Here is a 21,303-nt window from a genome sequence, read left to right on the forward strand (position 1 = left end):
TAGGGGGAATTTAGAATGGCTTGGGTTGTGAATAAACAGTCAACACAAGAAGAGCTTGCGAATCGCTTCCGAGCTTTAGTAGAAGCAAATGAAATTTTGCAAATTCCAGGTGCTCATGACGCAATGGCAGCTCTTGTTGCGAAAAATACAGGTTTTTCAGCTCTTTATTTATCAGGAGCTGCTTATACTGCAAGTAAAGGGCTACCTGATTTAGGAATCGTGACGTCTACTGAAGTAGCAGAGAGAGCAAGGGATCTAGTAAGAGCTACAGACTTACCAGTTCTTGTTGATATTGATACTGGATTCGGTGGCGTCCTAAATGTAGCGAGAACAGCAGTAGAAATGGTGGAAGCGAAAGTAGCAGCTGTCCAAATTGAAGATCAGCAATTACCAAAGAAATGTGGCCATTTAAATGGTAAGAAACTCGTTACGACAGAAGAATTAGTTCAAAAGATTAAAGCGATTAAAGAAGTTGCACCGAGCTTATATATTGTAGCGCGCACAGATGCTCGTGGTGTAGAAGGATTAGATGAAGCAATTGAAAGAGCGAATGCATATGTAAAAGCAGGTGCAGACGCAATTTTCCCAGAAGCGCTACAATCAGAAGAGGAATTCCGTCTATTTAATAGTAAAGTAAATGCACCTTTACTTGCCAATATGACTGAGTTCGGGAAAACGCCGTATTATAGTGCAGAGGAATTTGCGAATATGGGCTTCCAAATGGTTATTTATCCTGTAACTTCACTTCGCGTAGCAGCGAAAGCGTATGAGAATGTGTTTACTTTAATTAAGGAAACTGGTTCTCAAAAAGATGCACTTTCTAATATGCAAACGAGAAGTGAGTTATATGAAACAATTTCATATCATGACTTTGAAGAACTAGATACTGGAATTGCAAAAACAGTATTATCAGAGGATCAATAGATAAAACAACTAAGGCGATGAGAATACATCTTTAGCAAGACAAACTGCTTGATGTGAAAATTCATCGCCTTCTGTTTTCAAAAATAAGATATTCCACTCATCGTAGACGAGCATATGTAGTAGCAAGTAAGGCCGAAATGATAGGGGGATTCAGATGGAGAAAACGAAGTTACCGTGGGATGAATTTTTTTCACTTAATAAAGATGTGAATCATGCTTTCTTTACGCCAGAAGATTTTTCAGGAGACGAAGATTTAATCGCAAAAACGACTGAACAATTCGTTAAACAAGAAATTGTTCCACAAATGGAGAATATTGAACAACATAACTATAAAGTTTCTCGTCAATTGTTTGAGAAAGCTGGAGAACTTGGATTATTAAGTATCGAGGTTCCAGAAGAATATGGCGGATTTGAATTAGGAAAGGCAGTTTCAGGGCTTGTAGCAGAAAAAATGGGATACGCTGGTGCATTTAGCGTTTCATTTAATATACACGCAGGTGTAGGTACATTGCCTTACATATATTACGGAACGAAAGAACAAAAAGAAAAATATTTGCCGAAAATTGCATCAGGAGAATGGATTGGGGCTTATGCTTTAACTGAACCAAATGCTGGTTCTGATGCTTTAAGTGCAAAAACGAGTGCAGTATTAAATGAAGATGGTACTGCTTGGAAGTTAAATGGTGAGAAGCAATGGATTACAAATGCTCATATGGCAGATGTATACGTTGTTTTTGCGAAGACAAATAAAGGAATGACAGCGTTTATTGTCGAAAGAACATGTGAAGGGGTATCTATTGGGCTAGAAGAAAAGAAAATGGGGATTAAAGGTTCTTCAACGGCTACCCTTATTTTAGAAGATGTTGTCATACCTGCTGAAAATGTTTTAGGGGAAGTTGGGAAAGGGCATCACGTAGCTCTTAATATTCTTAACTTTGCTAGATTAAAACTTGCCTTTGGAAATATTGGAACAGCAAAGCAAGCAATTGGATTGTCCGTTCAATACGGAAAAGAACGTAAACAGTTTCAAACGGAATTAGTAGACTTTACGATGATTCAAGAGAAAATTGCAAATATGATCATTGCTACATATGGAGCAGAAAGTGCAGCGTATCGTACAGCAGGTGTAATTGATGAAGCAATTCATGAGAGCGATGAAGATCTTATGAAGAAAATGTCTCAATTTGCAATTGAATGTGCACTGAATAAAGTAAATGCTTCTGAAACACTTGGTCATATCGTAGATGAAGCTGTACAAATTCATGGTGGTTACGGTTATATGCAAGAGTATGAAGTAGAACGATTATACCGTGATGCTAGAATTAGTCGTATTTTTGAAGGGACGAACGAAATTAATAGATTAACAGTTGCCAAAATGTTAATGAAGCAAATGGAACAAATTGAAGATACTGAAATAGAGATTGATGTAGAAAATGTCGAAAGAAACCATCGTTACATTTTATTAGCGAAAAAATTGTTGAAACAATCTTTGAAAACGCTCTCTAAAACTCCAGGTTTAAAAATTGATCAAGAGCAAGAATATTCACGTGTATTATCAAATATGTTAACGGACGTGTACGTCATGGAATCAGCATTTTTACGTACGAGTAAAGCAATTAGTAAAAATGGTGCAGAAAAAGAGCGTACGAAACAAATGATAACTGACGTTATTTGTGAAGAAGGCTATCGCAAAGTAGAAGAATCAGCGATTTCTATACTTTCCGCGGCTATTACAGAAGAACAAGATAGACACGTGATTTTAACTGAAATTCGTCAATTATTAGTGCCTTTATACACGAACGTATTTACAAAAAAGAGAGAAATTGCGAAAGCTAGTATAAATCGCGGAAAGTATATTGTGTAAATAGGAGGAAAGCGATATGAAAAAGATTGGTTTTATCGGTTTAGGTAACATGGGTCTTCCGATGTCTAAAAATTTAGTTAAATCAAGTTACACAGTATATGGTGTGGATTTAAATAAAAATGCTGAAGCTTCTTTTGAAAAAGAAGGCGGAATTATCGGCTTATCAATTTCAAAACTAGCAGAAACATGCGATGTAATTTTTACAAGTTTACCTTCACCTCGCGCTGTTGAAGCGGTATATTTTGGCGAAGAAGGATTATTTGAAAATAGTCACTCGAATGTAGTTTTAATTGATACAAGTACTGTATCTCCACAGTTAAACAAACAGTTAGAGGAAGCTGCAAAGGAAAAGAAAGTAGACTTTTTAGCAGCACCTGTTAGTGGTGGGGTAATTGGAGCTGAAAACCGTACATTAACATTTATGGTTGGTGGATCAAAAAAGGTATATGAAAAGACGGAATCTATCATGGGTGTATTAGGTGCGAACATTTTCCATGTTAGTGAGCAAATTGATAGTGGGACAACAGTTAAATTAATTAATAACCTATTAATTGGTTTTTATACAGCTGGTGTGAGTGAAGCTTTAACATTAGCGAAAAAGAACAATATGGATTTAGATAAAATGTTTGATATTTTAAATGTAAGCTATGGTCAAAGTAGAATTTATGAGCGCAATTATAAAAGTTTTATTGCATCAGAAAACTACGAGCCAGGTTTTACTGTAAATTTATTAAAGAAAGATTTAGGGTTTGCAGTAGATTTAGCGAAAGAAAGTGAGCTTCACTTACCAGTAAGCGAAATGCTATTAAACGTATATGAAGAAGCAAGTGAAGCTGGGTATGGTGAAAACGATATGGCTGCTTTATATAAGAAAGTTAGTGAACAATTAATTTCTAATCAAAAATAATAGACTTATAAACATCATAAAAAAGGAGAGAATATAATGATTACAACTGAAATTAAACGAGTAAAAAATCATATTAATGGTGAGTGGGTAGAATCTACTGGTACAGAAGTAGAAGCAGTTCCAAATCCGGCGACTGGAAAAATTATCGCTTACGTTCCGCTATCTCCGAAAGAAGATGTTGAAAAAGCTGTTGAAGCGGCAAAAGCAGCATACGAAACATGGTCTAAAGTACCAGTTCCGAATCGTTCAAGACAATTGTATAAATATTTACAGCTTTTACAAGAAAACAAAGAAGAACTTGCAAAAATCATTACGCTAGAAAATGGTAAAACATTAACGGATGCAACTGGTGAAGTACAACGTGGTATTGAAGCAGTAGAACTTGCAACATCTACTCCAAATTTAATGATGGGACAAGCACTTCCGAATATTGCAAGCGGCATTGATGGATCAATTTGGCGCTACCCAATTGGAGTTGTTGCTGGAATTACGCCGTTTAACTTCCCGATGATGATTCCATTATGGATGTTCCCGCTTGCAATTGCTTGTGGTAATACATTCGTATTAAAAACATCTGAAAGAACGCCACTTTTAGCAGAGCGACTTGTAGAGTTATTCTATGAAGCTGGTTTTCCAAAAGGCGTATTAAATTTAGTGCAAGGCGGAAAAGATGTTGTAAATAGCATTTTAGAAAATAAAGATATTCAAGCTGTTTCGTTCGTTGGATCTGAGCCGGTAGCTCGTTACGTATATGAAACAGGTACGAAACATGGGAAACGTGTACAAGCGTTAGCTGGTGCGAAAAACCATGCGATTGTTATGCCAGATTGCAATCTTGAGAAAACGGTACAAGGTGTAATTGGATCTGCATTTGCAAGTAGTGGAGAGCGCTGCATGGCATGTTCAGTAGTAGCAGTAGTTGATGAAATTGCAGATGAGTTCATCGACGTACTAGTAGCAGAGACGAAGAAGTTAAAAGTAGGTGACGGTTTCCACGAAGATAATTATGTTGGACCATTAATTCGTGAGTCTCATAAAGAACGCGTATTGGGCTATATTAACAGCGGTGTAGCAGATGGAGCTACTTTATTAGTAGATGGCCGTAAAATTAAGGAAGAAGTTGGAGAAGGTTACTTTGTAGGTGCGACAATCTTTGACGGTGTAAATCAAGAAATGAAAATTTGGCAAGATGAGATTTTTGCTCCAGTATTAAGCATTGTACGTGTTAAAGATTTAGAAGAAGGTATTAATCTAACAAATCAATCTAAATTTGCAAATGGTGCGGTTATTTATACATCAAGCGGTAAACATGCACAAACGTTCCGTGATAACATCGATGCGGGCATGATCGGTGTAAACGTAAACGTTCCAGCACCAATGGCATTCTTCGCATTCGCAGGAAATAAAGCTTCATTCTTTGGTGATTTAGGTACAAATGGTACAGATGGCGTTCAATTCTATACACGTAAAAAAGTTGTAACTGAGCGCTGGTTTTAATATAAAGTAGACAGCCAAATCAGTTGTTAAAAGAAAACCACCACTATGAATAGTGGTGGTTTTCTTCTTGTTAATTGCTTTTTTCAAAAGCGAGTTTAATACCAAAACCAATTAAGACAATTCCCGTTAACCCTTGAATATAACGTTGTGTCTTCGGTTTTTTCATAAAAGCACTAATTTTATCAATTAAAAATATATAAAAAGCGAACCAAATAACTGTTAAAACTAAGTAAGTAAGGCCCATTATAAGAAGTTGGATAAACGTATTATGATTTGGATTTAAAAATTGCGGTAAAAATGTTAAAAAGAAGACTGCGATTTTAGGGTTTAATAAATTTGTAAGAAACCCTTGGCGAAAGCAAGAAGTATTCTCGTTTGCGTTATTCAAAGATATATCGTTCGTATTGACGCCTTCTTTATTTCTTACTGCTAAAAGGGCTTTAATACCAATATAAATTAAATATAGAGCTCCAACGTACTTGAAAATAGAAAATAAAAGAGCTGACTTTACAATAAGTGCGGAAAGTCCGATTACTGCTGCTAAAGTATGAATTAATAGTGCAACACATGTACCGAACACTGTTTTCACCCCGCCTACCTTACCAGCAACTAATGTGTTTTTCGTAGCCATTGCAGTATCAGGACCAGGTAAAATAATAAGACAAATAGACATAATGATGAAAAGAAAATAATTTTCAATCATAGTCGCTCCTCCTTCTTTTATTTTTAGAATATTTAATTAAAAATAGTGTAGCACATAATTCGATTTAATAAAATTAAATTTTATTAAAATTTATTAAATAGGAAAAAGGCTATATAGGCGTGTAATTATACGACTATATAGCCTCAATTTAATCCCGTATGAAAGGGCGATTGCTTCTACTAATAATAAGAGGGAGATAAACCCTACTTATTAAATTCTCACTTTACGCATTAAGTAAGTTAAAGAACCGGTTTACATCTTCTTCTGAAACATCACTTAACTGCTTATATTTATAATTTGGATTTTGGTCTTTATCAACGACAACAGATCGTACTCCTTCAAAGAAATCTTCATGTCTCATGAAGTTTTTAGCAAGTACAAGGTCAGTAGCGAAACATTCTTCAACGGACTTATTTTGTCCATCAATAAACTGTTTTAATGTTACTTTTAGTGAAATAGGAGATTTTGATAATAACGTTTCTTTCGCTTTTAAAGAAAAGGAACTTTGATCTTTCTCTAATGAATGAATAATTTCTTCAATTGTATCGAATGCAAAATGTGAATTAATTTCTTCTAATGAAGGAGCAAGCTCGCTTTCTAATGTTGGAGCAGTTGCAAATGTACGAATGACTTCTTTTAAATGAGTATGTACATCATCTTCTTTAGACCAATTTACACTTTCCAGTTCAGTAAGGAAATTTGGTAATGAATCAGATGCAATAAAATAATCAGCAGCGTTTATAAATAATACGTCAGAAGCTTTTAAAATAGATGCTGTTAAAGCGACATAGCGGCCGGCATACCCTGGAGCTTTATTTAAGAAATAAGCAGCACCGACGTCTGGGAAGAAGCCAATATTCATCTCTGGCATTGCCCATTTCGTACGCTCAGTTACAATTCTGTATTTCGCACCATTTGTAAGACCGACACCACCACCCATTACAATTCCATCTAAACAAGCGATAATCGGTTTTTTATATTGATAAATATATGTATCAATTTCATACTCTTCTTCAAAGAAACGTTCCGCATGCTGCAATGCAGCTTCATTTGAACGTGCTTCATAAAGAGTTTTAATGTCGCCACCTGCACAAAAACCTTTTGTGCCAGCTCCTTTTAATACGATAAGCGCAATTCGCTCATCATGTTCCCACTCTTTCAGTTTTGCCCCAATTGGTTGCAACATGTCATAAGATAAAGAATTAAGTGCTTTTGGGCGGTTTAAAGTAATTGATGCAACGCCGTTTTCGCTAACAGAAAATAAAACGTGTTCAGTCATAATTCATCCTCCCTTACATATCTTCTTATTCTTAATTCTTTATACGTACTGAAATGTCCTTTATAAATTTTGTCTAAAGTTGGCGGTATATGTTAATTTATCCACTGCATATTTTGACGAGTTATATTTGCAGGATTTTGGAGGTTGAAAATGAATATTACAACATTACTGTAATTGTAATTATTTGAAGTTACCATGATAAACACGCTATTATATATGTGTAAATTGTACATAATCACTTCGAAAAGAGTATTTGAAGTGATTATAATGAAAGAAAAATTGCTTTTCATTAGAAATAGAGAAAGGAGAAATCGGAATGCCAGTACCTTTACTATTGTCGGTGATTATTTTGTCTTCTTTAATGATAGGGATAACGCAATATTTTCATCATACAGATACGACAGAGGAAGTGAAGGATAAAGTACGACTTGTATTTCCGATTTTTATCATATCTATTTCTTTTTGCATTTTATTAAATAAAGATGGGTACATTGTTGCAGTATTTTCATTTTTTGTAGCGATTGTTTTCATTACAGTTTTATATTATGTAATGAAAGAATTTATCCAAAAATAAAGATGTCATATGAGACATTTTTATTTTTGGAAAGAATAAAATTTCACATACCGTATTATATGTGAAATTAAAAAAACATATCGCAATAGAAAAGTATGTACTTTACCGTGTATTTACTTGTCAATCTTGCATAGCCAATATACTATTAATAGTGTAGAGATTAGAAAAAGGGGTTGTATCTATCATGAAATTTGAGATGCACACAAAAATTATTTCAAATGAAAAAGAAGTAAGATTACATATAGAAGAAAACATATTTCAATTAAAATTGGATGGTTATCACTTATTTACAGTTCAAGAAATATTACCTTTATATAAATCAAATGAAGAAAGAATCGGTAGTGCAATGATACAAAAGTTAGAATGGGAGAACGGAAAAACTACAATAAACTATCAACTTGTATCACTAAATTCAGTAAATTAAAAGGAGCAGGAAACCATGAAGTTATTTCATACAGCCGATTGGCATTTAGGAAAGCTTGTTCATGGCGTGTATATGACTGAAGATCAAAAGATTGTATTAGATCAGTTTGTACAAGCTGTTGAAGAAGAAAAACCAGATGCCGTAATTATTGCAGGGGATTTATATGACCGAGCAATTCCACCTACGGAAGCAGTAGACTTATTAAATGATGTGCTGCAAAAAATAGTGATTGATTTACAAACACCAGTTATTGCAGTCGCAGGAAACCATGATAGTCCAGATCGTATTCATTTTGGAAGTAGTTTAATGAAGAAACAAGGATTATTTATTGTGGGGCAATTTCAATTTCCATATGAGCCAATTATATTAAATGATGAATATGGGGAGGTTCACTTCCATCTCATTCCTTATGCGGATCCAAGCATAGTGAGACATGTATTGAAAAACGAAGACGTACGTTCTCATGATGATGCGATGCGTATTTTTATGAATGAGCTTTCTGAAACGATGGATAAAGAAGCTAGACATGTATTTGTTGGTCATGCATTTGTAACTTCTGCGGGCGAAGCGGAAGAGAATACAAGTGATGCTGAACGACCGCTTTCAATTGGTGGTGCTGAATACGTGAATAGTCATTATTTTGATAAGTTTCATTACACAGCGCTTGGACATTTACATCAAGCGCATTTTGTACGTAATGAGACAATTCGATATTCAGGTTCTCCACTTGCATATTCTATTTCTGAAGAAAAACATAAAAAAGGATATTATATTGTGGAATTGGACGAGCAAGGTGAAGTAACAATTGAAAAAAGGTTACTTACACCACGCCGTAAAATGCGAACAGTAGAAGCGAAAATAGATGAATTGTTACAACATCCAGTAAGTGAAGATTACGTGTTTGTAAAATTATTAGATGAAAATCCTGTCTTGCAGCCAATGGAAAAAATACGCTCTGTTTATCCAAATGCAATGCATGTTGAAAGAGCCATTCAAAGACGAGAGTTCACTGAGTCAAATGAAGTAACTGTTTCAAGACATAAAATGGATGATTTATCATTATTAAAGGCTTTTTATAAAGAAATGAAAGGCTTAGATTTATCAGAAGAGAAAGAACGTCTATTTGTAGAAGTATTACAAACAGTGCAAGAACGGGAAGGTGAACGAGGATGAGACCGATTCAGCTTATTATGACGGCATTTGGCCCATATAAACAGAAAGAAGTAATTGATTTTGACGATTTGGGAGAGCATCGTATTTTCGCCATTTCTGGAAACACGGGCGCCGGAAAGACAACGATTTTTGATGCGATTTGTTATGTTTTATATGGTGAGGCAAGCGGAGAAGAACGAAGTGATACGAGCATGCTCCGCAGTCAATTTGCTGATGATAATGTGTATACAAGCGTAGAATTAACCTTTCAGTTAAAAGGGAAACGTTATGAAATAAAACGACAACTGGGACATAAAAAACAAGGGAACAAGACGATTACGGGACATGCAGTAGAATTATATGAAGTAATTGATGAAGAGAAGATTCCGGCTGTTGATCGTTTCCATGTAACGGATGTAAATAAAAAAGTAGAAGATTTAATTGGTTTAAGTAAACATCAATTTAGCCAAATTGTTATGTTACCGCAAGGGGAATTCCGAAAACTATTAACATCTGAGACAGAAAACAAAGAAGAGATTTTGCGTCGTATTTTTAAAACAGATCGTTATAAGTTAATGCGTGAGTTACTTGACCAAAAACGAAAACAATGGAAAGACGTCTTACAAGAAAAACAGAAAGAGCGAGAGTTATATTTCCGTAATGTTTTTAAATTACCAATTCGTGATGGAGCATTATTAGAGACATTAGTGGAACAAGACCATGTAAATACGCATCAAGTAGTAGAGGCATTAGAACAAGAGACAGCTGCGTATAAGGCAGAGGTGGAGCAATTACAAGTAGAACAAGATATTCAAACGAAGCAATTAAAGGATGCTGAAACACGTTTTCATGCAGCGAAGTCTGTAAATGAGAAATTTATAGATTTACAACAAAAGAATGAGAAATATAATACTTTACAAGAAAAACGTTCAGTAATTGAAATGAAAGAAATATCTTTTAAGCGTGCGGAACAAGCGAAGCGCTTATTACCATTTGAACAGTGGTACGAAGAAGCAATGCAAAATGAGCAGAAAGCTGAAAGTTTGTTAAAACAAATTATCGCTAAAAAAGAAAATATAATGAATAATTTTGAACTTGCTCAGGAGAAATATGAAGCAGTAAAGAATAAAGAACCTGAGAGAGAAAATGCAAAAAAACTTGTTCAAAGATTAGAAGAGTTACAACCGATTATTGCATCATTAGCTGAGAAACAGTTGAATTTACAAAATGCAGAAATTCAACTAGGAAAATTAAAAGAAAGTATGCAAAACTTAGATCGACAATTAGAAGAGCATACAAATCAAAAACAGCTAATGTCTGGTGAATTACAGCAATTAGAGCGAGCGCTTGAACGATATGTAGATAAAGTAGAAGAACTAACGAATATGCGAGAAGATGCAAAAGTTTTAAAGCAAGCATATGACGTATGGCAAGAAAAACAAAAATTCGAGCAAGAAAAAGAAACTGCATTTATTAAGATGCAAGAGAAAGTTCGTGCATATGAGAATGTGGAACGTCGCTGGTTAAGTGAACAAGCTGGTATATTAGCTCTTCATCTACATGATGGTGAATCTTGTCCAGTATGTGGCAGCACGAACCATCCGAAAAAAGCTTCAGAGCAAAGTGATGCCATCAATGAAAAAGAGTTAAATGATTTAAGAGACAAGAAGAACATTGCTGAAAAATTACATGTGCAAGTAGAGGAGAAATGGAATTTCTATCATCTTCAATATGAACAAGTAATAGAAGAGGTTAAGAAGCGAGGTTATCGCTCAGAAGAATTAGCTGAAACATATAGTGCGCTTGTTCAAAAAGGAAAACAATTAGCAACTGAAGTGAATACGTTAAAAGCAAGTGAAGAAACGCGTAAGCAAACAGCTGTGAAAATAAAAAGCATAGAAGAAAAAGTAGATGCACTTCAGAAACAAAAACATGAGGTAGAAACAGAACAGCACCGTATAGAAATGGATTGTATGCAGCTTCGTACGTCATATGAACATGATAAGAAAAACATTCCTGAAAACTTACAAACAGTCCAAGCTTGGAAAGTCCAGTTTGACCAAGCTATGCATGAGCTCAAATTAATGGAGGACGAATGGAAGAAAGTGCAGGAGGCGTATCAACATTGGCAAAATGAAAATATACGTATTCAAGCAGAACAGGAAGGTGCTTCTAATCAATTTGAAAGTGCAAAATCGAAGAAAGAAGAGACTTTCACGCGCTTTATGAAAGAGCTTGAACAGAGTGGATTTACAGATCAAATTACGTATAAAGAAGCGAAATTAAGTGATGCCGAGATGGATATGTTACAAAAAGAAATTCAAAGCTATTATTCATCTCTTGAAGTACTTGCAAAACAAATTGAAGAGTTACAGGGTGAATTAAAAGATAAAGAGTATATGGATATTACAGCGTTAGGTGAACATATAAAAGATCTAGAAATTAACCTTGATATCATTAAAGAAAAACGTCAACGTGCGCAAAATGCGGTAACATATATTTCTGATTTACATGAAAATATTAGACGTATTGATGAGCAAATTCATGAGGAAGAAAAAGCTTTCCAAGAACTTGTTGACTTATATGAAGTAATGAAAGGTGATAACGAAAGCCGTATATCATTTGAACGTTACATCTTAATTGAGTATTTAGAACAAATTGTTCAAATTGCAAACGAACGATTACGTAAATTATCAAATGGACAATTTTATTTAAAACGAAGTGAACGAGTTGAAAAGAGAAATCGTCAAAGTGGATTAGGTCTAGATGTATACGACGCGTACACAGGCCAAACACGCGATGTAAAAACTCTATCTGGCGGCGAGAAATTTAATGCATCGCTTTGCTTAGCGCTCGGAATGGCAGACGTCATTCAAGCATATGAAGGTGGTATATCCATCGAAACGATGTTTATCGACGAAGGATTCGGTTCATTAGATGAGGAGTCATTAACAAAAGCTGTAGACGCATTAATTGACTTACAAAAATCAGGCCGATTTATCGGTGTCATTTCACACGTTCAAGAGCTGAAAAACGCAATGCCAGCTGTATTAGAAGTAACGAAGCAGAAGGATGGGTGTAGTCAGACACGGTTTGTGGTGAAGTAAGTTCAATTGTAATTCATATTATTTGCGATTCTTTAGTATAGAACTTTTGATAAAATAAAGGGGCTGTCTCATAAGTCTCTTTCGAAGTAAGATCACATGAAATCGAAAAGGCAGAAATGTTATAAAATCAACATTTCTGCCTTTCACTTTTTATACGATTTTGGCTAAAAAGCATCTTTTGGGACAGCCTCTTTATTTGTTATTCAAAATTAGATAATTCACCTATGAGTTATCTGTAGAAGACGGCGTATTTTCCAAACGATTATAAGCTTTAAAAGCCGAAATTGCCGAGATAACACCACCTACTAAAAATAAAGCCGATCCACCGACCAAAATGATACGACTGACATATGTTTCGCGCGCTTCTTCAACTTCTTCTTGTAACATTGTAGGCATTTGAATTCCCCCTAAATAACATTTATTTTGTAGATAGTATATACAAACGCCTAAAATATGTTAAAATCACTGGATAGTGTTAGGAGGAAATATGTAGTTAGATGTGAATTATTTGAAAAATCTTCATTACAAATTTATGCGAACTTCACATAGAGCACATATTAACATTGTATTATGTATATGTACCAAATAAATAAAGTGAATGTAAGTTCTGTTTTCAAAAATTTAAAATCCTTTTATTTCTATATGAAAGTTTTAATCGAGGGTTTTAAAAATTTTGGAAATAGATCTTATAAAAATGGAATTCATATAAAAGGGGAATGTCTTATGACAACATATACGAGTGAAATGAAAAAAACTTTAGTTTCAGAAGAAGATGTAGATATTTTAAAAATTATGGCGCATCCAATCCGACTGCAAATTGTAAATGAATTAAGTACAAGAAAAACTTGTAATGTAACACAATTAACAGAGTTACTGAACATCCCGCAATCTACTGTTTCACAACATTTATCAAAAATGAAGGGTAAAGTGTTACGAGCAGAGAGAAGAGGTTTAGAAATTTATTATCATATTAACAATTTAAAAGCGAGTAAGATTGTTAATGTTTTAGGGTATATAAACTAGTGAAATATTTTTATATAAAATAGCCCCTGCTGTTTAGCAGGAGCTATTTTGTGTTGTTTTATGTATTTGCATTTAAAACTTTATAGTTTTTATGATTTACAATTGTTCGATCAAATTCAAAAGTACCACCGCTTACATTTGTAATTTCAACTAAGACCGATTCAGTATAAAGTTTTAATACAGATCCTGTAATCTTTAAATTGTTTCGTTGAAAAAGTATAGTATCCCCTACGTTTGCTTTCATAGTACCTCCTCATTAAAGACAGAAATATTTTTTATTATATATATTAAACCACGTATAAGTATATTAGTGAATATTTAGTTTTATTTATCAAAAAAATATTTGTAGTCTAATAGAAGAGTATAAAGTACTCCTATGCTAAAAGTTATATTTTATTATAAGCAAAGTAAATTGTTTTCAGCATCAGTGAAACAATATTTCTATGTAATATATACTGCAGCTAAACAAATTATTTAAAAGACAAATACTATGTAGCCCAAAACGTAAAGTAAATAAGTAAGGGTTTTTTAGGAGTACAAAAAAATATATGTTTAGGAATAAGATCCCTTTTGGTGAAATTCCAATTAAAAACATAGAAAAACTTCAATATAAAAAGGTAATCAATTACAAATGGAGAAGTAATATATACGAAAGGAGAGATTTATATGAATAAAGGGAAAAAACAAGTTAGTCAACTTAGTTTTCTGGTGAATTTTTTGAACGACAAGGGGAGTTGTGTAAAGATTTAATAGTATCCCCTTGTGAAAAAATGGTTGGGGGAATATATAAATGATAACAGAAATGAATATTAAAGTAGTTTGTGAAGAAGCATTTTCAAAAAGAGAAATAAAAATTTTAGAGACATTTCTTTCAACTTTAGCGGGGCATTCTAACGCTCTCGTTACAAAAGAGGGGATGTTTTTAAATCCTTTAAGTAAAGAGAAGAGTGTGATGTATTATCACAACTTTGTATTTGTAAAATCACTTACAGAAGAAATGTGTGCAGAATTAAAAGAAGTTTTAACAAGACGTATTAAAAATGCTTTCATTATGATGGAATTTGTAGAGCCAATTATTACATTTGAAGAAACAATTATAAATGTATAAAGAAAGTCAGGCTTATGAATTAATTTAATAAAACCGTCTCTTTAATGTTTATTAAAGAGACGGTTTTATTGTTTTACTATTGAAAAAAGGATTCAAAAACATATGTAAATTTAACTTATACAAAACAATATGAACAACTATTACGTATTTAAAAAACATTTTTTTGTATTTCATCCTTCGTTTTCTGTAACTGATTCCATGTTTTTGACGCCTTGTCTTGTAAGTGCTTACATAACTGAAAACATCTTATACAATGAGGGTGTTAAATCAAAAGAGATGACCAAAATGAACATAAAAAAACAAGACTTAGCGAAAAGCATTGAAATAGAAAGAGGAGGCGGAAAGGTATGAAAAAATCAAAGGTTAATCCATGGCTTGTTGTCCTTGGTACAGTAATAGTTCAAATGGGACTTGGAACGATATATACATGGAGTTTATTCAATCAGCCTTTAGTTAGTAAATACGGTTGGAGTCTTAACGCGGTTGCGATAACTTTCTCAATTACTAGTCTTTCCTTAGCATTTTCAACTTTATTTGCAAGTAAATTGCAAGAAAAATGGGGACTTCGTAAACTTATTATGATAGCTGGACTAGCATTAGGACTAGGATTAGTACTTAGTTCACAAGCTTCTTCGTTAATATTGCTTTATATACTAGCAGGAGTTGTTGTAGGTTACGCAGATGGTACAGCTTATATTACTTCACTATCTAATTTAATTAAGTGGTTCCCTGAACGTAAAGGTTTAATCTCTGGTATATCTGTAGCTGCATATGGTACAGGTAGCTTAATTTTCAAATATATAAATGCAAAGTTAATCGATTCCGTTGGTGTATCGCAAGCGTTTATATATTGGGGTTTAATTGTTACAGCTATGATTGTCCTTGGAGCTTGTTTAATCCATCAAGCTGCTGATCAAGGTGCAGTTCAGGAAACAAACACTCATGAATATACAATGAAAGAAATGTTAGGCACAAAACAAGTATACTTATTATTCATCATGTTATTTACATCATGTATGAGTGGCTTATACTTAATTGGTATGGTAAAAGACATTGGTGTTCAACTTGTAGGGCTTAGTGCAGCGACAGCAGCTAATGCGGTGGCTATGGTTGCAATATTTAACACATTAGGTCGTATTATTCTAGGACCGTTATCAGATAAAATTGGTCGTTTAAAAATCGTTACGGGTACTTTTGTGGTTATGGCGAGTTCGGTATTAGTTCTAAGTTTCGTAGATTTGAATTACGGTATCTACTTCGTATGTGTAGCAAGTGTAGCGTTTTGTTTTGGTGGAAATATTACTATTTTCCCAGCTATTGTTGGTGATTTCTTCGGTATGAAAAACCATAGTAAGAATTACGGAATTGTGTATCAAGGATTTGGATTTGGAGCGCTTGCAGGTTCCTTTATCGGTGCACTTCTAGGTGGATTCAAACCAACCTTTATGGTGATTGGCGTACTATGTGTCGTGTCATTCATTATCGCAATTTTAATTCGAGCACCTAAACAGAAAAAAGAACAAGAAGAAGCGTATCGCAGCGTAGCATAAGTATATAAATCTTCTATAACACTATAGTTACGAAAAAGCATCCTGTTAAATAGGGTGCTTTTTTGAGTTATTTTAACAAGGTTAAATTACTTTTTATTTTTTTTGATATAAAAGTGAGTGAAATATCCGTTTGGATTATATTGGAATATAATAAATCGATACATCGTATTCGAAATATGTATTAAATCTTAAATAATAAAGAAAATATGAATTGATGTTTGCAAGATATATTTTCAGACAAATATTGAGAAAATAAATGTTCGACTTTTTGTTAAGGCTTTGTAACTGAAGAGACCTTCAGTTTATCATCTTCAATTTTTACAAAGAGGAGTAAGAATTAAAGTATTAATGTAAGTGTTTATTAATACTTTTAGATGTAATTGTATTGAAAAGCACTAAAGTTTTTATCTGAAAAATAAAAATAGGTTGACAAGTTTATTGAGAAAGATTATCATTTCGGTGTAAGAACATTAAATGAAAAACATTATCAATGAATAATATTTTAATGAAAAGTACACTTGACCAATTAGTTTAGTAAGTGTATTATTTTTTACATCGATAATGATAATCATTATCATTATTTGTTTAATTAGATTGATTTTTAAATGAAAGGATAGAGGAAATGAACTTAGGGGAATTTGATGGGAAAACTGTTTTAGTAACAGGTGCAGCTCAAGGTATAGGTAGTGTTGTTGCTAAAATGTTTTTAGAAAGAGGAGCTACAGTTATTGCGGTTGATCAAAATGAAGAGGGATTAAACGAACTCTTAAATGAAATACATTTGAAAACGTTTTGCTTAGATGTGAGTGATAGTACCGCAGTTGAACAGATGGTAAATGATATTGAAAATGAAATAGCGCCAATAGATATATTAGTAAATGTTGCAGGGGTTTTACGTATGGGAGCGATTCACTCGTTAAGTGATGAAGATTGGAATAAAACGTTTTCTGTAAATTCTACAGGAGTTTTCTATATGTCCCGAGCAGTAAGTAAACATATGATGCAAAGAAAGTCAGGGGCAATTGTTACAGTTGGTTCAAATGCAGCAAATACGCCGAGAATGGAGATGGCTGCATATGCTGCATCAAAAGCTGCTACGACGATGTTTATGAAATGTTTAGGATTAGAACTTGCAGCGTATAACATTCGCTGTAACGTAGTTTCTCCAGGTTCTACTGAAACTGAAATGCAAAGGTTACTATGGGCTGATGAGAATGGAGAAAAAAATATAATTGCTGGTTCTCAAAGTACATATAGACTCGGTATACCGTTACAAAAAATTGCACAGCCTTCAGAAATTGCTGAAGCAGTATTGTTTTTAGCTTCAGATAAAGCTAGTCATATTACAATGCATAATTTATGTGTTGATGGCGGAGCTACATTAGGCGTTTAATAAAAAATTCAGGGGGTTACTATACAATGAAGGAATTTACGGCTGTAAAGGAACTGTCAGAAAAATTACTAGAAGATTATAAGACTGAATCTTCATTCTTTTTCGCTTCACCAACTCGAACGATATTAGCAGAAGGAGAGTTTACTACAGTAAAGCATCATGAAATTGAAAGTTTTCCAGAGCTTGTACAAGCAGTGTTACGTAATGCAAAACAAGCAGGAAATCCGAATCCTATCGTCGTCGGTGCCTTGCCATTTGATCGTAGAAAAGAAGTTCAACTTATCGTACCAGAATATAGCAGAATTTCTGAGCGTTTACAATTGAATACAACAAATCAGTTTGAAACAAATGAGAACGTAACATTCGAAATGACGTCAATGCCAGCGCCTGAAGTGTATATGAATGGTGTGAAGCAAGGAATTGCAAAAATAAAGGGCGGGGATTTAAAAAAAATCGTTCTATCCAGATCGTTAGATGTTAATTCTTCCGAAAAGATTGATAAGCAAAAACTTCTTCGAGAATTAGCAGCGCATAATAAGCATGGATATACATTTGCTGTGAATGTATCGAAAGATGAAAATGAGAGTAGTAAGACGTTAATTGGAGCGAGCCCTGAATTACTCGTCTCACGTAATGGTATGCAAGTTATTTCTAATCCGTTAGCTGGTTCAAGGCCACGTAGTGAGGATTCAGCTGAAGATAAGAGAAGAGCAGAGGAATTACTTTCTTCTCCAAAAGATTTACATGAACATGCGGTAGTAGTAGAAGCAGTTGCTGCAGCGCTTCGTCCGTACTGTCATACATTACATGTTCCGGAAAAGCCATCCGTTATTCATAGTGAAGCGATGTGGCATTTATCTACTGAAGTGAAAGGTGAACTAAAGGATCCGAATACTACTTCTTTGGAATTAGCAATTGCTCTTCATCCGACGCCAGCAGTTTGCGGCACACCGATGGAAGAAGCGAGAGAGGCGATTCAAAAAATTGAGCCATTTGACCGTGAATTCTTTACAGGAATGCTAGGGTGGAGTGATTTAAATGGAGACGGTGAATGGATTGTTACAATTCGTTGTGCTGAAGTACAAGAAAATACACTCCGTTTATATGCAGGAGCGGGCGTTGTTGCTGAGTCAAAACCAGAAGATGAATTAGCAGAAACATCAGCTAAGTTCCAAACAATGTTGAAAGCATTAGGATTAAATGATAGTTCACTTAATGAAAAGTAGGGGGCAGAAAGAATGCTAACAGGTTATACAAAATGGCCAAAAGAATTTGCTGATCGTTATCGAGAGGAAGGGTGTTGGCTTGGGGAAACATTTGGCGGGATGTTAAGAGAGCGAGCTGAAAAATATGGCGATCAAATTGCAGTTGTAAGTGGTAATACGCATATTACGTATAGTGAGTTTGATAAAAAAGTAGATCGATTAGCTTCAGGGCTACTGAATTTAGGAATAAAGCAAGAGGATCGAGTTGTAATCCAGCTACCTAACGTTATTGAGTTTTTCGAAGTATGTTTTGCACTATTTCGAATTGGGGCACTTCCTGTTTTTGCATTACCTTCACATCGAAGCAGTGAAATTAGTTATTTTTGTGAGTTTGGTGAGGCGAGTGCTTACGTTATTTCAGATAAAGCTCTCGGTTTTGATTATCGAAAACTAGCAAGAGAAGTGAAAGAGAAAGTGCCAACTTTACAACATGTAATTGTAGTGGGAGAAGAAGAAGAATTTGTGAACATAAGTGATTTATATATAGATCCCGTTCCATTACCAGAAGTTCAGCCAAGTGATGTTGCGTTTCTCCAATTATCAGGAGGGACAACAGGACTTTCTAAATTAATTCCTCGAACGCATGATGATTATATTTATAGTTTACGTGTTAGCGCTGAAATTTGTAATTTAAGTGCAAAGAGTGTCTATATGGCCGTTCTTCCAGTAGCACATAATTACCCGATGAGCTCTCCTGGAACATTTGGAACTTTCTATGCGGGTGGAAAAGTAGTGCTGGCAACTGGAGGTAGTCCAGATGAGGCATTTGCACTTATTGAAAAAGAAAAAGTTACGATTACTGCTCTCGTACCACCATTAGCAATGATATGGCTTGATGCTGCATCTTCACGTAATAACGATTTATCGAGTCTAGAAGTGATTCAAGTAGGTGGCGCGAAATTTAGTGCTGAAGTTGCAAAACGTATACGCCCTACATTTGGATGTACATTACAGCAAGTATTCGGTATGGCGGAAGGATTAGTGAACTATACAAGATTAGATGATCCGGAAGAAATTATTATTTATACACAAGGTAGACCAATGTCTGCACTCGATGAAGTACGAGTTGTTGATGAAAATGACAACGATGTAAAACCTGGCGAAGTAGGTAGTTTATTAACAAGAGGGCCATATACAATTCGTGGTTATTATAAAGCAGAAGAGCATAATGCACAATCGTTTACAAAGGATGGATTTTATCGCACAGGAGATCTTGTGAAAGTAAATGAACAAGGTTACATCATTGTAGAAGGAAGAGATAAAGATCAAATTAATCGTGGTGGTGAGAAAGTTGCCGCGGAAGAAGTTGAAAATCATCTATTAGCACATGTTGCAGTACATGATGTAGCGATTGTATCTATGCCTGACGATTATTTAGGAGAACGTACTTGTGCATTTGTTATAGCTCGCGGACAAGCTCCGGCAGTAAGTGAATTAAAAAAATTTTTAAGAGAGCGTGGTATAGCAGCTTATAAGATTCCAGATCGAATTGAATTTATTGAATCATTCCCGCAAACAGGCGTTGGAAAGGTAAGCAAAAAAGAACTACGTAAAGTCATTGCTGAAAAACTTATTACAGTAAAACAATAATAAAAACCGGAAGGAAGTGATTAGATGGCTATCCCATCTATTTCAGTATATAAAATGCCAATTGAATCAGAACTACCAAAAAATAAAGTGGATTGGAAACCAGATCCGAAACGTGCGGTTCTTCTAATCCATGACATGCAAGAATATTTTCTTGATGCATATAGCGATAAAGAGTCACCGAAAGTAGAACTCATTTCAAATATTAAGGTGATAAGAGAAAAATGTAAGGAACTTGGTATACCAGTTGTTTATACAGCGCAACCGGGTGGACAAACACTAGAACAACGAGGGTTATTACAAGATTTTTGGGGGGACGGTATTCCTGCTGGACCAGATAAAAAGAAAATTGTCGATGAACTTACTCCTGATGAGGATGATATATTCTTAACAAAATGGAGATATAGTGCATTTAAAAAGACAAATCTATTAGAAATTTTAAATGAACAAGGAAGAGATCAACTCATTATTTGCGGTATTTATGCGCATATTGGCTGCCTTTTAACAGCTTGTGAAGCATTTATGGATGGAATTCAGCCGTTCTTTGTAGCGGATGCAGTTGCTGATTTTTCACTAGAACATCATAAACAAGCGTTGGAGTATGCGTCAAATAGATGTGCAGTAACGACATCAACTAATAGTTTGTTAACAGAGTTACAAGGTTTAAAAGATGATGATGAAATCACTTTACAAAAAGTACATGAACTAGTTGCACAATTACTTCGTGAACCAGTAGAGAGTGTTGGGACTGATGAAGATTTATTAAATAGAGGACTTGATTCGGTCAGAATTATGAGTTTAGTAGAGAAGTGGCGTCGCGAAGGAAAGGAGATTACTTTTGCGGATTTAGCAGAGAACCCAACAGTTGTTGATTGGCATCGCTTATTATCTCTGCAAACAGAACGTGTACTTTAATATAGACTACATAATAAAGGGGTAGTGAAGA

The 21,303-nt window shown here is 34.5% G+C and carries 19 protein-coding genes; 15 read left to right on the forward strand and 4 right to left on the reverse strand.

What is annotated here, in order from left to right:
- Positions 1-15: 15 nt before the first annotated feature.
- The 4 genes from prpB (at position 16) to PSR14_RS12300 (ending at position 5,192) form a co-directional block, all read left to right on the forward strand.
- The gene (gene prpB, locus PSR14_RS12285) at positions 16-924 is read left to right on the forward strand and encodes a methylisocitrate lyase (protein WP_000312650.1); all 909 of its coding nucleotides are present in this window, start codon (positions 16-18) and stop codon (positions 922-924) included.
- 154 nt (positions 925-1,078) lie between these two features.
- Positions 1,079-2,788 carry an acyl-CoA dehydrogenase family protein gene (locus PSR14_RS12290; protein WP_074532976.1) on the forward strand — a complete coding sequence of 570 codons (1,710 nt, stop codon included), beginning with the start codon at positions 1,079-1,081 and terminating at the stop codon, positions 2,786-2,788.
- Between the two features lie 16 nt (positions 2,789-2,804).
- Positions 2,805-3,695, forward strand: a complete 891-nt coding sequence (locus tag PSR14_RS12295; protein ID WP_000719437.1) for an NAD(P)-dependent oxidoreductase — start codon at positions 2,805-2,807, stop codon at positions 3,693-3,695.
- Between the two features lie 36 nt (positions 3,696-3,731).
- Positions 3,732-5,192, forward strand: a complete 1,461-nt coding sequence (locus tag PSR14_RS12300) for a CoA-acylating methylmalonate-semialdehyde dehydrogenase (protein ID WP_000633359.1) — start codon at positions 3,732-3,734, stop codon at positions 5,190-5,192.
- A 70-nt stretch (positions 5,193-5,262) separates the two neighbouring features.
- Here the strand turns inward: PSR14_RS12300 and PSR14_RS12305 are convergent, their stop codons facing one another.
- Both PSR14_RS12305 and PSR14_RS12310 read right to left on the reverse strand, forming a co-directional pair.
- The gene (locus PSR14_RS12305) at positions 5,263-5,895 is read right to left on the reverse strand and encodes a LysE family translocator (protein WP_000572339.1); all 633 of its coding nucleotides are present in this window, start codon (positions 5,893-5,895) and stop codon (positions 5,263-5,265) included.
- Positions 5,896-6,118: 223 nt separating this feature from the next.
- Positions 6,119-7,174, reverse strand: coding sequence for an enoyl-CoA hydratase/isomerase family protein (locus PSR14_RS12310; protein WP_000134898.1), 1,056 nt, complete (start codon positions 7,172-7,174; stop codon positions 6,119-6,121).
- 316 nt (positions 7,175-7,490) lie between these two features.
- Between PSR14_RS12310 and PSR14_RS12315 the strand changes: the two genes are divergently transcribed.
- The 4 genes from PSR14_RS12315 to PSR14_RS12330 all read left to right on the forward strand — a co-directional run bounded on the left by PSR14_RS12315 (position 7,491) and on the right by PSR14_RS12330 (position 12,431).
- On the forward strand, positions 7,491-7,748 hold the full coding sequence (locus PSR14_RS12315) for a hypothetical protein (protein WP_001145041.1): 258 nt from the start codon (positions 7,491-7,493) through the stop codon (positions 7,746-7,748).
- 184 nt (positions 7,749-7,932) lie between these two features.
- On the forward strand, positions 7,933-8,172 hold the full coding sequence (locus PSR14_RS12320; RefSeq protein WP_000667348.1) for a DUF2584 domain-containing protein: 240 nt from the start codon (positions 7,933-7,935) through the stop codon (positions 8,170-8,172).
- 15 nt (positions 8,173-8,187) lie between these two features.
- The gene (locus tag PSR14_RS12325; protein ID WP_000765138.1) at positions 8,188-9,345 is read left to right on the forward strand and encodes an exonuclease SbcCD subunit D; all 1,158 of its coding nucleotides are present in this window, start codon (positions 8,188-8,190) and stop codon (positions 9,343-9,345) included.
- Entirely contained in the window at positions 9,342-12,431 is a 3,090-nt protein-coding gene (locus PSR14_RS12330) for an AAA family ATPase (RefSeq protein ID WP_001247429.1), read from the forward strand. Before PSR14_RS12325 ends, PSR14_RS12330 begins: the two co-directional genes overlap by 4 nt.
- A gap of 222 nt (positions 12,432-12,653) precedes the next feature.
- On the opposite strand, the gene PSR14_RS12335 is transcribed toward PSR14_RS12330, so the two are convergent.
- Entirely contained in the window at positions 12,654-12,827 is a 174-nt protein-coding gene (locus PSR14_RS12335; protein ID WP_001142747.1) for a hypothetical protein, read from the reverse strand.
- A 327-nt stretch (positions 12,828-13,154) separates the two neighbouring features.
- On the opposite strand from PSR14_RS12335, the gene PSR14_RS12340 reads away from it, so the two are divergent.
- Entirely contained in the window at positions 13,155-13,454 is a 300-nt protein-coding gene (locus tag PSR14_RS12340; RefSeq protein WP_000214794.1) for a helix-turn-helix transcriptional regulator, read from the forward strand.
- Positions 13,455-13,512: 58 nt separating this feature from the next.
- Here the strand turns inward: PSR14_RS12340 and PSR14_RS12345 are convergent, their stop codons facing one another.
- Positions 13,513-13,698 (reverse strand): YkvS family protein, encoded by a 186-nt coding sequence (locus PSR14_RS12345; protein WP_000646792.1) that lies wholly within the window; start codon positions 13,696-13,698, stop codon positions 13,513-13,515.
- Between the two features lie 546 nt (positions 13,699-14,244).
- Here PSR14_RS12345 and PSR14_RS12350 point away from each other — a divergent pair.
- The 6 genes from PSR14_RS12350 to dhbB all read left to right on the forward strand — a co-directional run bounded on the left by PSR14_RS12350 (position 14,245) and on the right by dhbB (position 21,272).
- Positions 14,245-14,562 (forward strand): hypothetical protein, encoded by a 318-nt coding sequence (locus PSR14_RS12350; RefSeq protein WP_000627294.1) that lies wholly within the window; start codon positions 14,245-14,247, stop codon positions 14,560-14,562.
- Between the two features lie 347 nt (positions 14,563-14,909).
- Positions 14,910-16,112 carry an OFA family MFS transporter gene (locus PSR14_RS12355; protein ID WP_000748916.1) on the forward strand — a complete coding sequence of 401 codons (1,203 nt, stop codon included), beginning with the start codon at positions 14,910-14,912 and terminating at the stop codon, positions 16,110-16,112.
- Between the two features lie 622 nt (positions 16,113-16,734).
- Positions 16,735-17,505, forward strand: coding sequence for a 2,3-dihydro-2,3-dihydroxybenzoate dehydrogenase (dhbA, locus tag PSR14_RS12360; RefSeq protein WP_001048422.1), 771 nt, complete (start codon positions 16,735-16,737; stop codon positions 17,503-17,505).
- 26 nt (positions 17,506-17,531) lie between these two features.
- Positions 17,532-18,731 (forward strand): isochorismate synthase DhbC, encoded by a 1,200-nt coding sequence (dhbC, locus tag PSR14_RS12365; RefSeq protein WP_000657802.1) that lies wholly within the window; start codon positions 17,532-17,534, stop codon positions 18,729-18,731.
- A gap of 12 nt (positions 18,732-18,743) precedes the next feature.
- A complete protein-coding gene (locus PSR14_RS12370) occupies positions 18,744-20,360 on the forward strand; it encodes a (2,3-dihydroxybenzoyl)adenylate synthase (protein ID WP_000955343.1) in 1,617 nt (538 codons plus the stop codon).
- 24 nt (positions 20,361-20,384) lie between these two features.
- Positions 20,385-21,272, forward strand: coding sequence for an isochorismatase (gene dhbB, locus PSR14_RS12375; RefSeq protein ID WP_001007245.1), 888 nt, complete (start codon positions 20,385-20,387; stop codon positions 21,270-21,272).
- Positions 21,273-21,303 lie beyond the last annotated feature (31 nt).

Source organism: Bacillus sp. A01H (genome assembly GCF_045277205.1).
GTDB lineage: Bacteria > Bacillota > Bacilli > Bacillales > Bacillaceae_G > Bacillus_A > Bacillus_A paranthracis.

Bases quoted from the DNA above. Each gene is read 5' to 3' on its own strand.
- prpB (WP_000312650.1), top strand. From the start codon at position 16: ATGGCTTGGGTTGTGAATAAACAGTCAACACAAGAAGAGCTTGCGAAT.
- PSR14_RS12290 (WP_074532976.1), top strand. From the start codon at position 1,079: ATGGAGAAAACGAAGTTACCGTGGGATGAATTTTTTTCACTTAATAAA.
- PSR14_RS12295 (WP_000719437.1), top strand. From the start codon at position 2,805: ATGAAAAAGATTGGTTTTATCGGTTTAGGTAACATGGGTCTTCCGATG.
- PSR14_RS12300 (WP_000633359.1), top strand. From the start codon at position 3,732: ATGATTACAACTGAAATTAAACGAGTAAAAAATCATATTAATGGTGAG.
- PSR14_RS12305 (WP_000572339.1), bottom strand. From the start codon at position 5,895: ATGATTGAAAATTATTTTCTTTTCATCATTATGTCTATTTGTCTTATT.
- PSR14_RS12310 (WP_000134898.1), bottom strand. From the start codon at position 7,174: ATGACTGAACACGTTTTATTTTCTGTTAGCGAAAACGGCGTTGCATCA.
- PSR14_RS12315 (WP_001145041.1), top strand. From the start codon at position 7,491: ATGCCAGTACCTTTACTATTGTCGGTGATTATTTTGTCTTCTTTAATG.
- PSR14_RS12320 (WP_000667348.1), top strand. From the start codon at position 7,933: ATGAAATTTGAGATGCACACAAAAATTATTTCAAATGAAAAAGAAGTA.
- PSR14_RS12325 (WP_000765138.1), top strand. From the start codon at position 8,188: ATGAAGTTATTTCATACAGCCGATTGGCATTTAGGAAAGCTTGTTCAT.
- PSR14_RS12330 (WP_001247429.1), top strand. From the start codon at position 9,342: ATGAGACCGATTCAGCTTATTATGACGGCATTTGGCCCATATAAACAG.
- PSR14_RS12335 (WP_001142747.1), bottom strand. From the start codon at position 12,827: ATGCCTACAATGTTACAAGAAGAAGTTGAAGAAGCGCGCGAAACATAT.
- PSR14_RS12340 (WP_000214794.1), top strand. From the start codon at position 13,155: ATGACAACATATACGAGTGAAATGAAAAAAACTTTAGTTTCAGAAGAA.
- PSR14_RS12345 (WP_000646792.1), bottom strand. From the start codon at position 13,698: ATGAAAGCAAACGTAGGGGATACTATACTTTTTCAACGAAACAATTTA.
- PSR14_RS12350 (WP_000627294.1), top strand. From the start codon at position 14,245: ATGATAACAGAAATGAATATTAAAGTAGTTTGTGAAGAAGCATTTTCA.
- PSR14_RS12355 (WP_000748916.1), top strand. From the start codon at position 14,910: ATGAAAAAATCAAAGGTTAATCCATGGCTTGTTGTCCTTGGTACAGTA.
- dhbA (WP_001048422.1), top strand. From the start codon at position 16,735: ATGAACTTAGGGGAATTTGATGGGAAAACTGTTTTAGTAACAGGTGCA.
- dhbC (WP_000657802.1), top strand. From the start codon at position 17,532: ATGAAGGAATTTACGGCTGTAAAGGAACTGTCAGAAAAATTACTAGAA.
- PSR14_RS12370 (WP_000955343.1), top strand. From the start codon at position 18,744: ATGCTAACAGGTTATACAAAATGGCCAAAAGAATTTGCTGATCGTTAT.
- dhbB (WP_001007245.1), top strand. From the start codon at position 20,385: ATGGCTATCCCATCTATTTCAGTATATAAAATGCCAATTGAATCAGAA.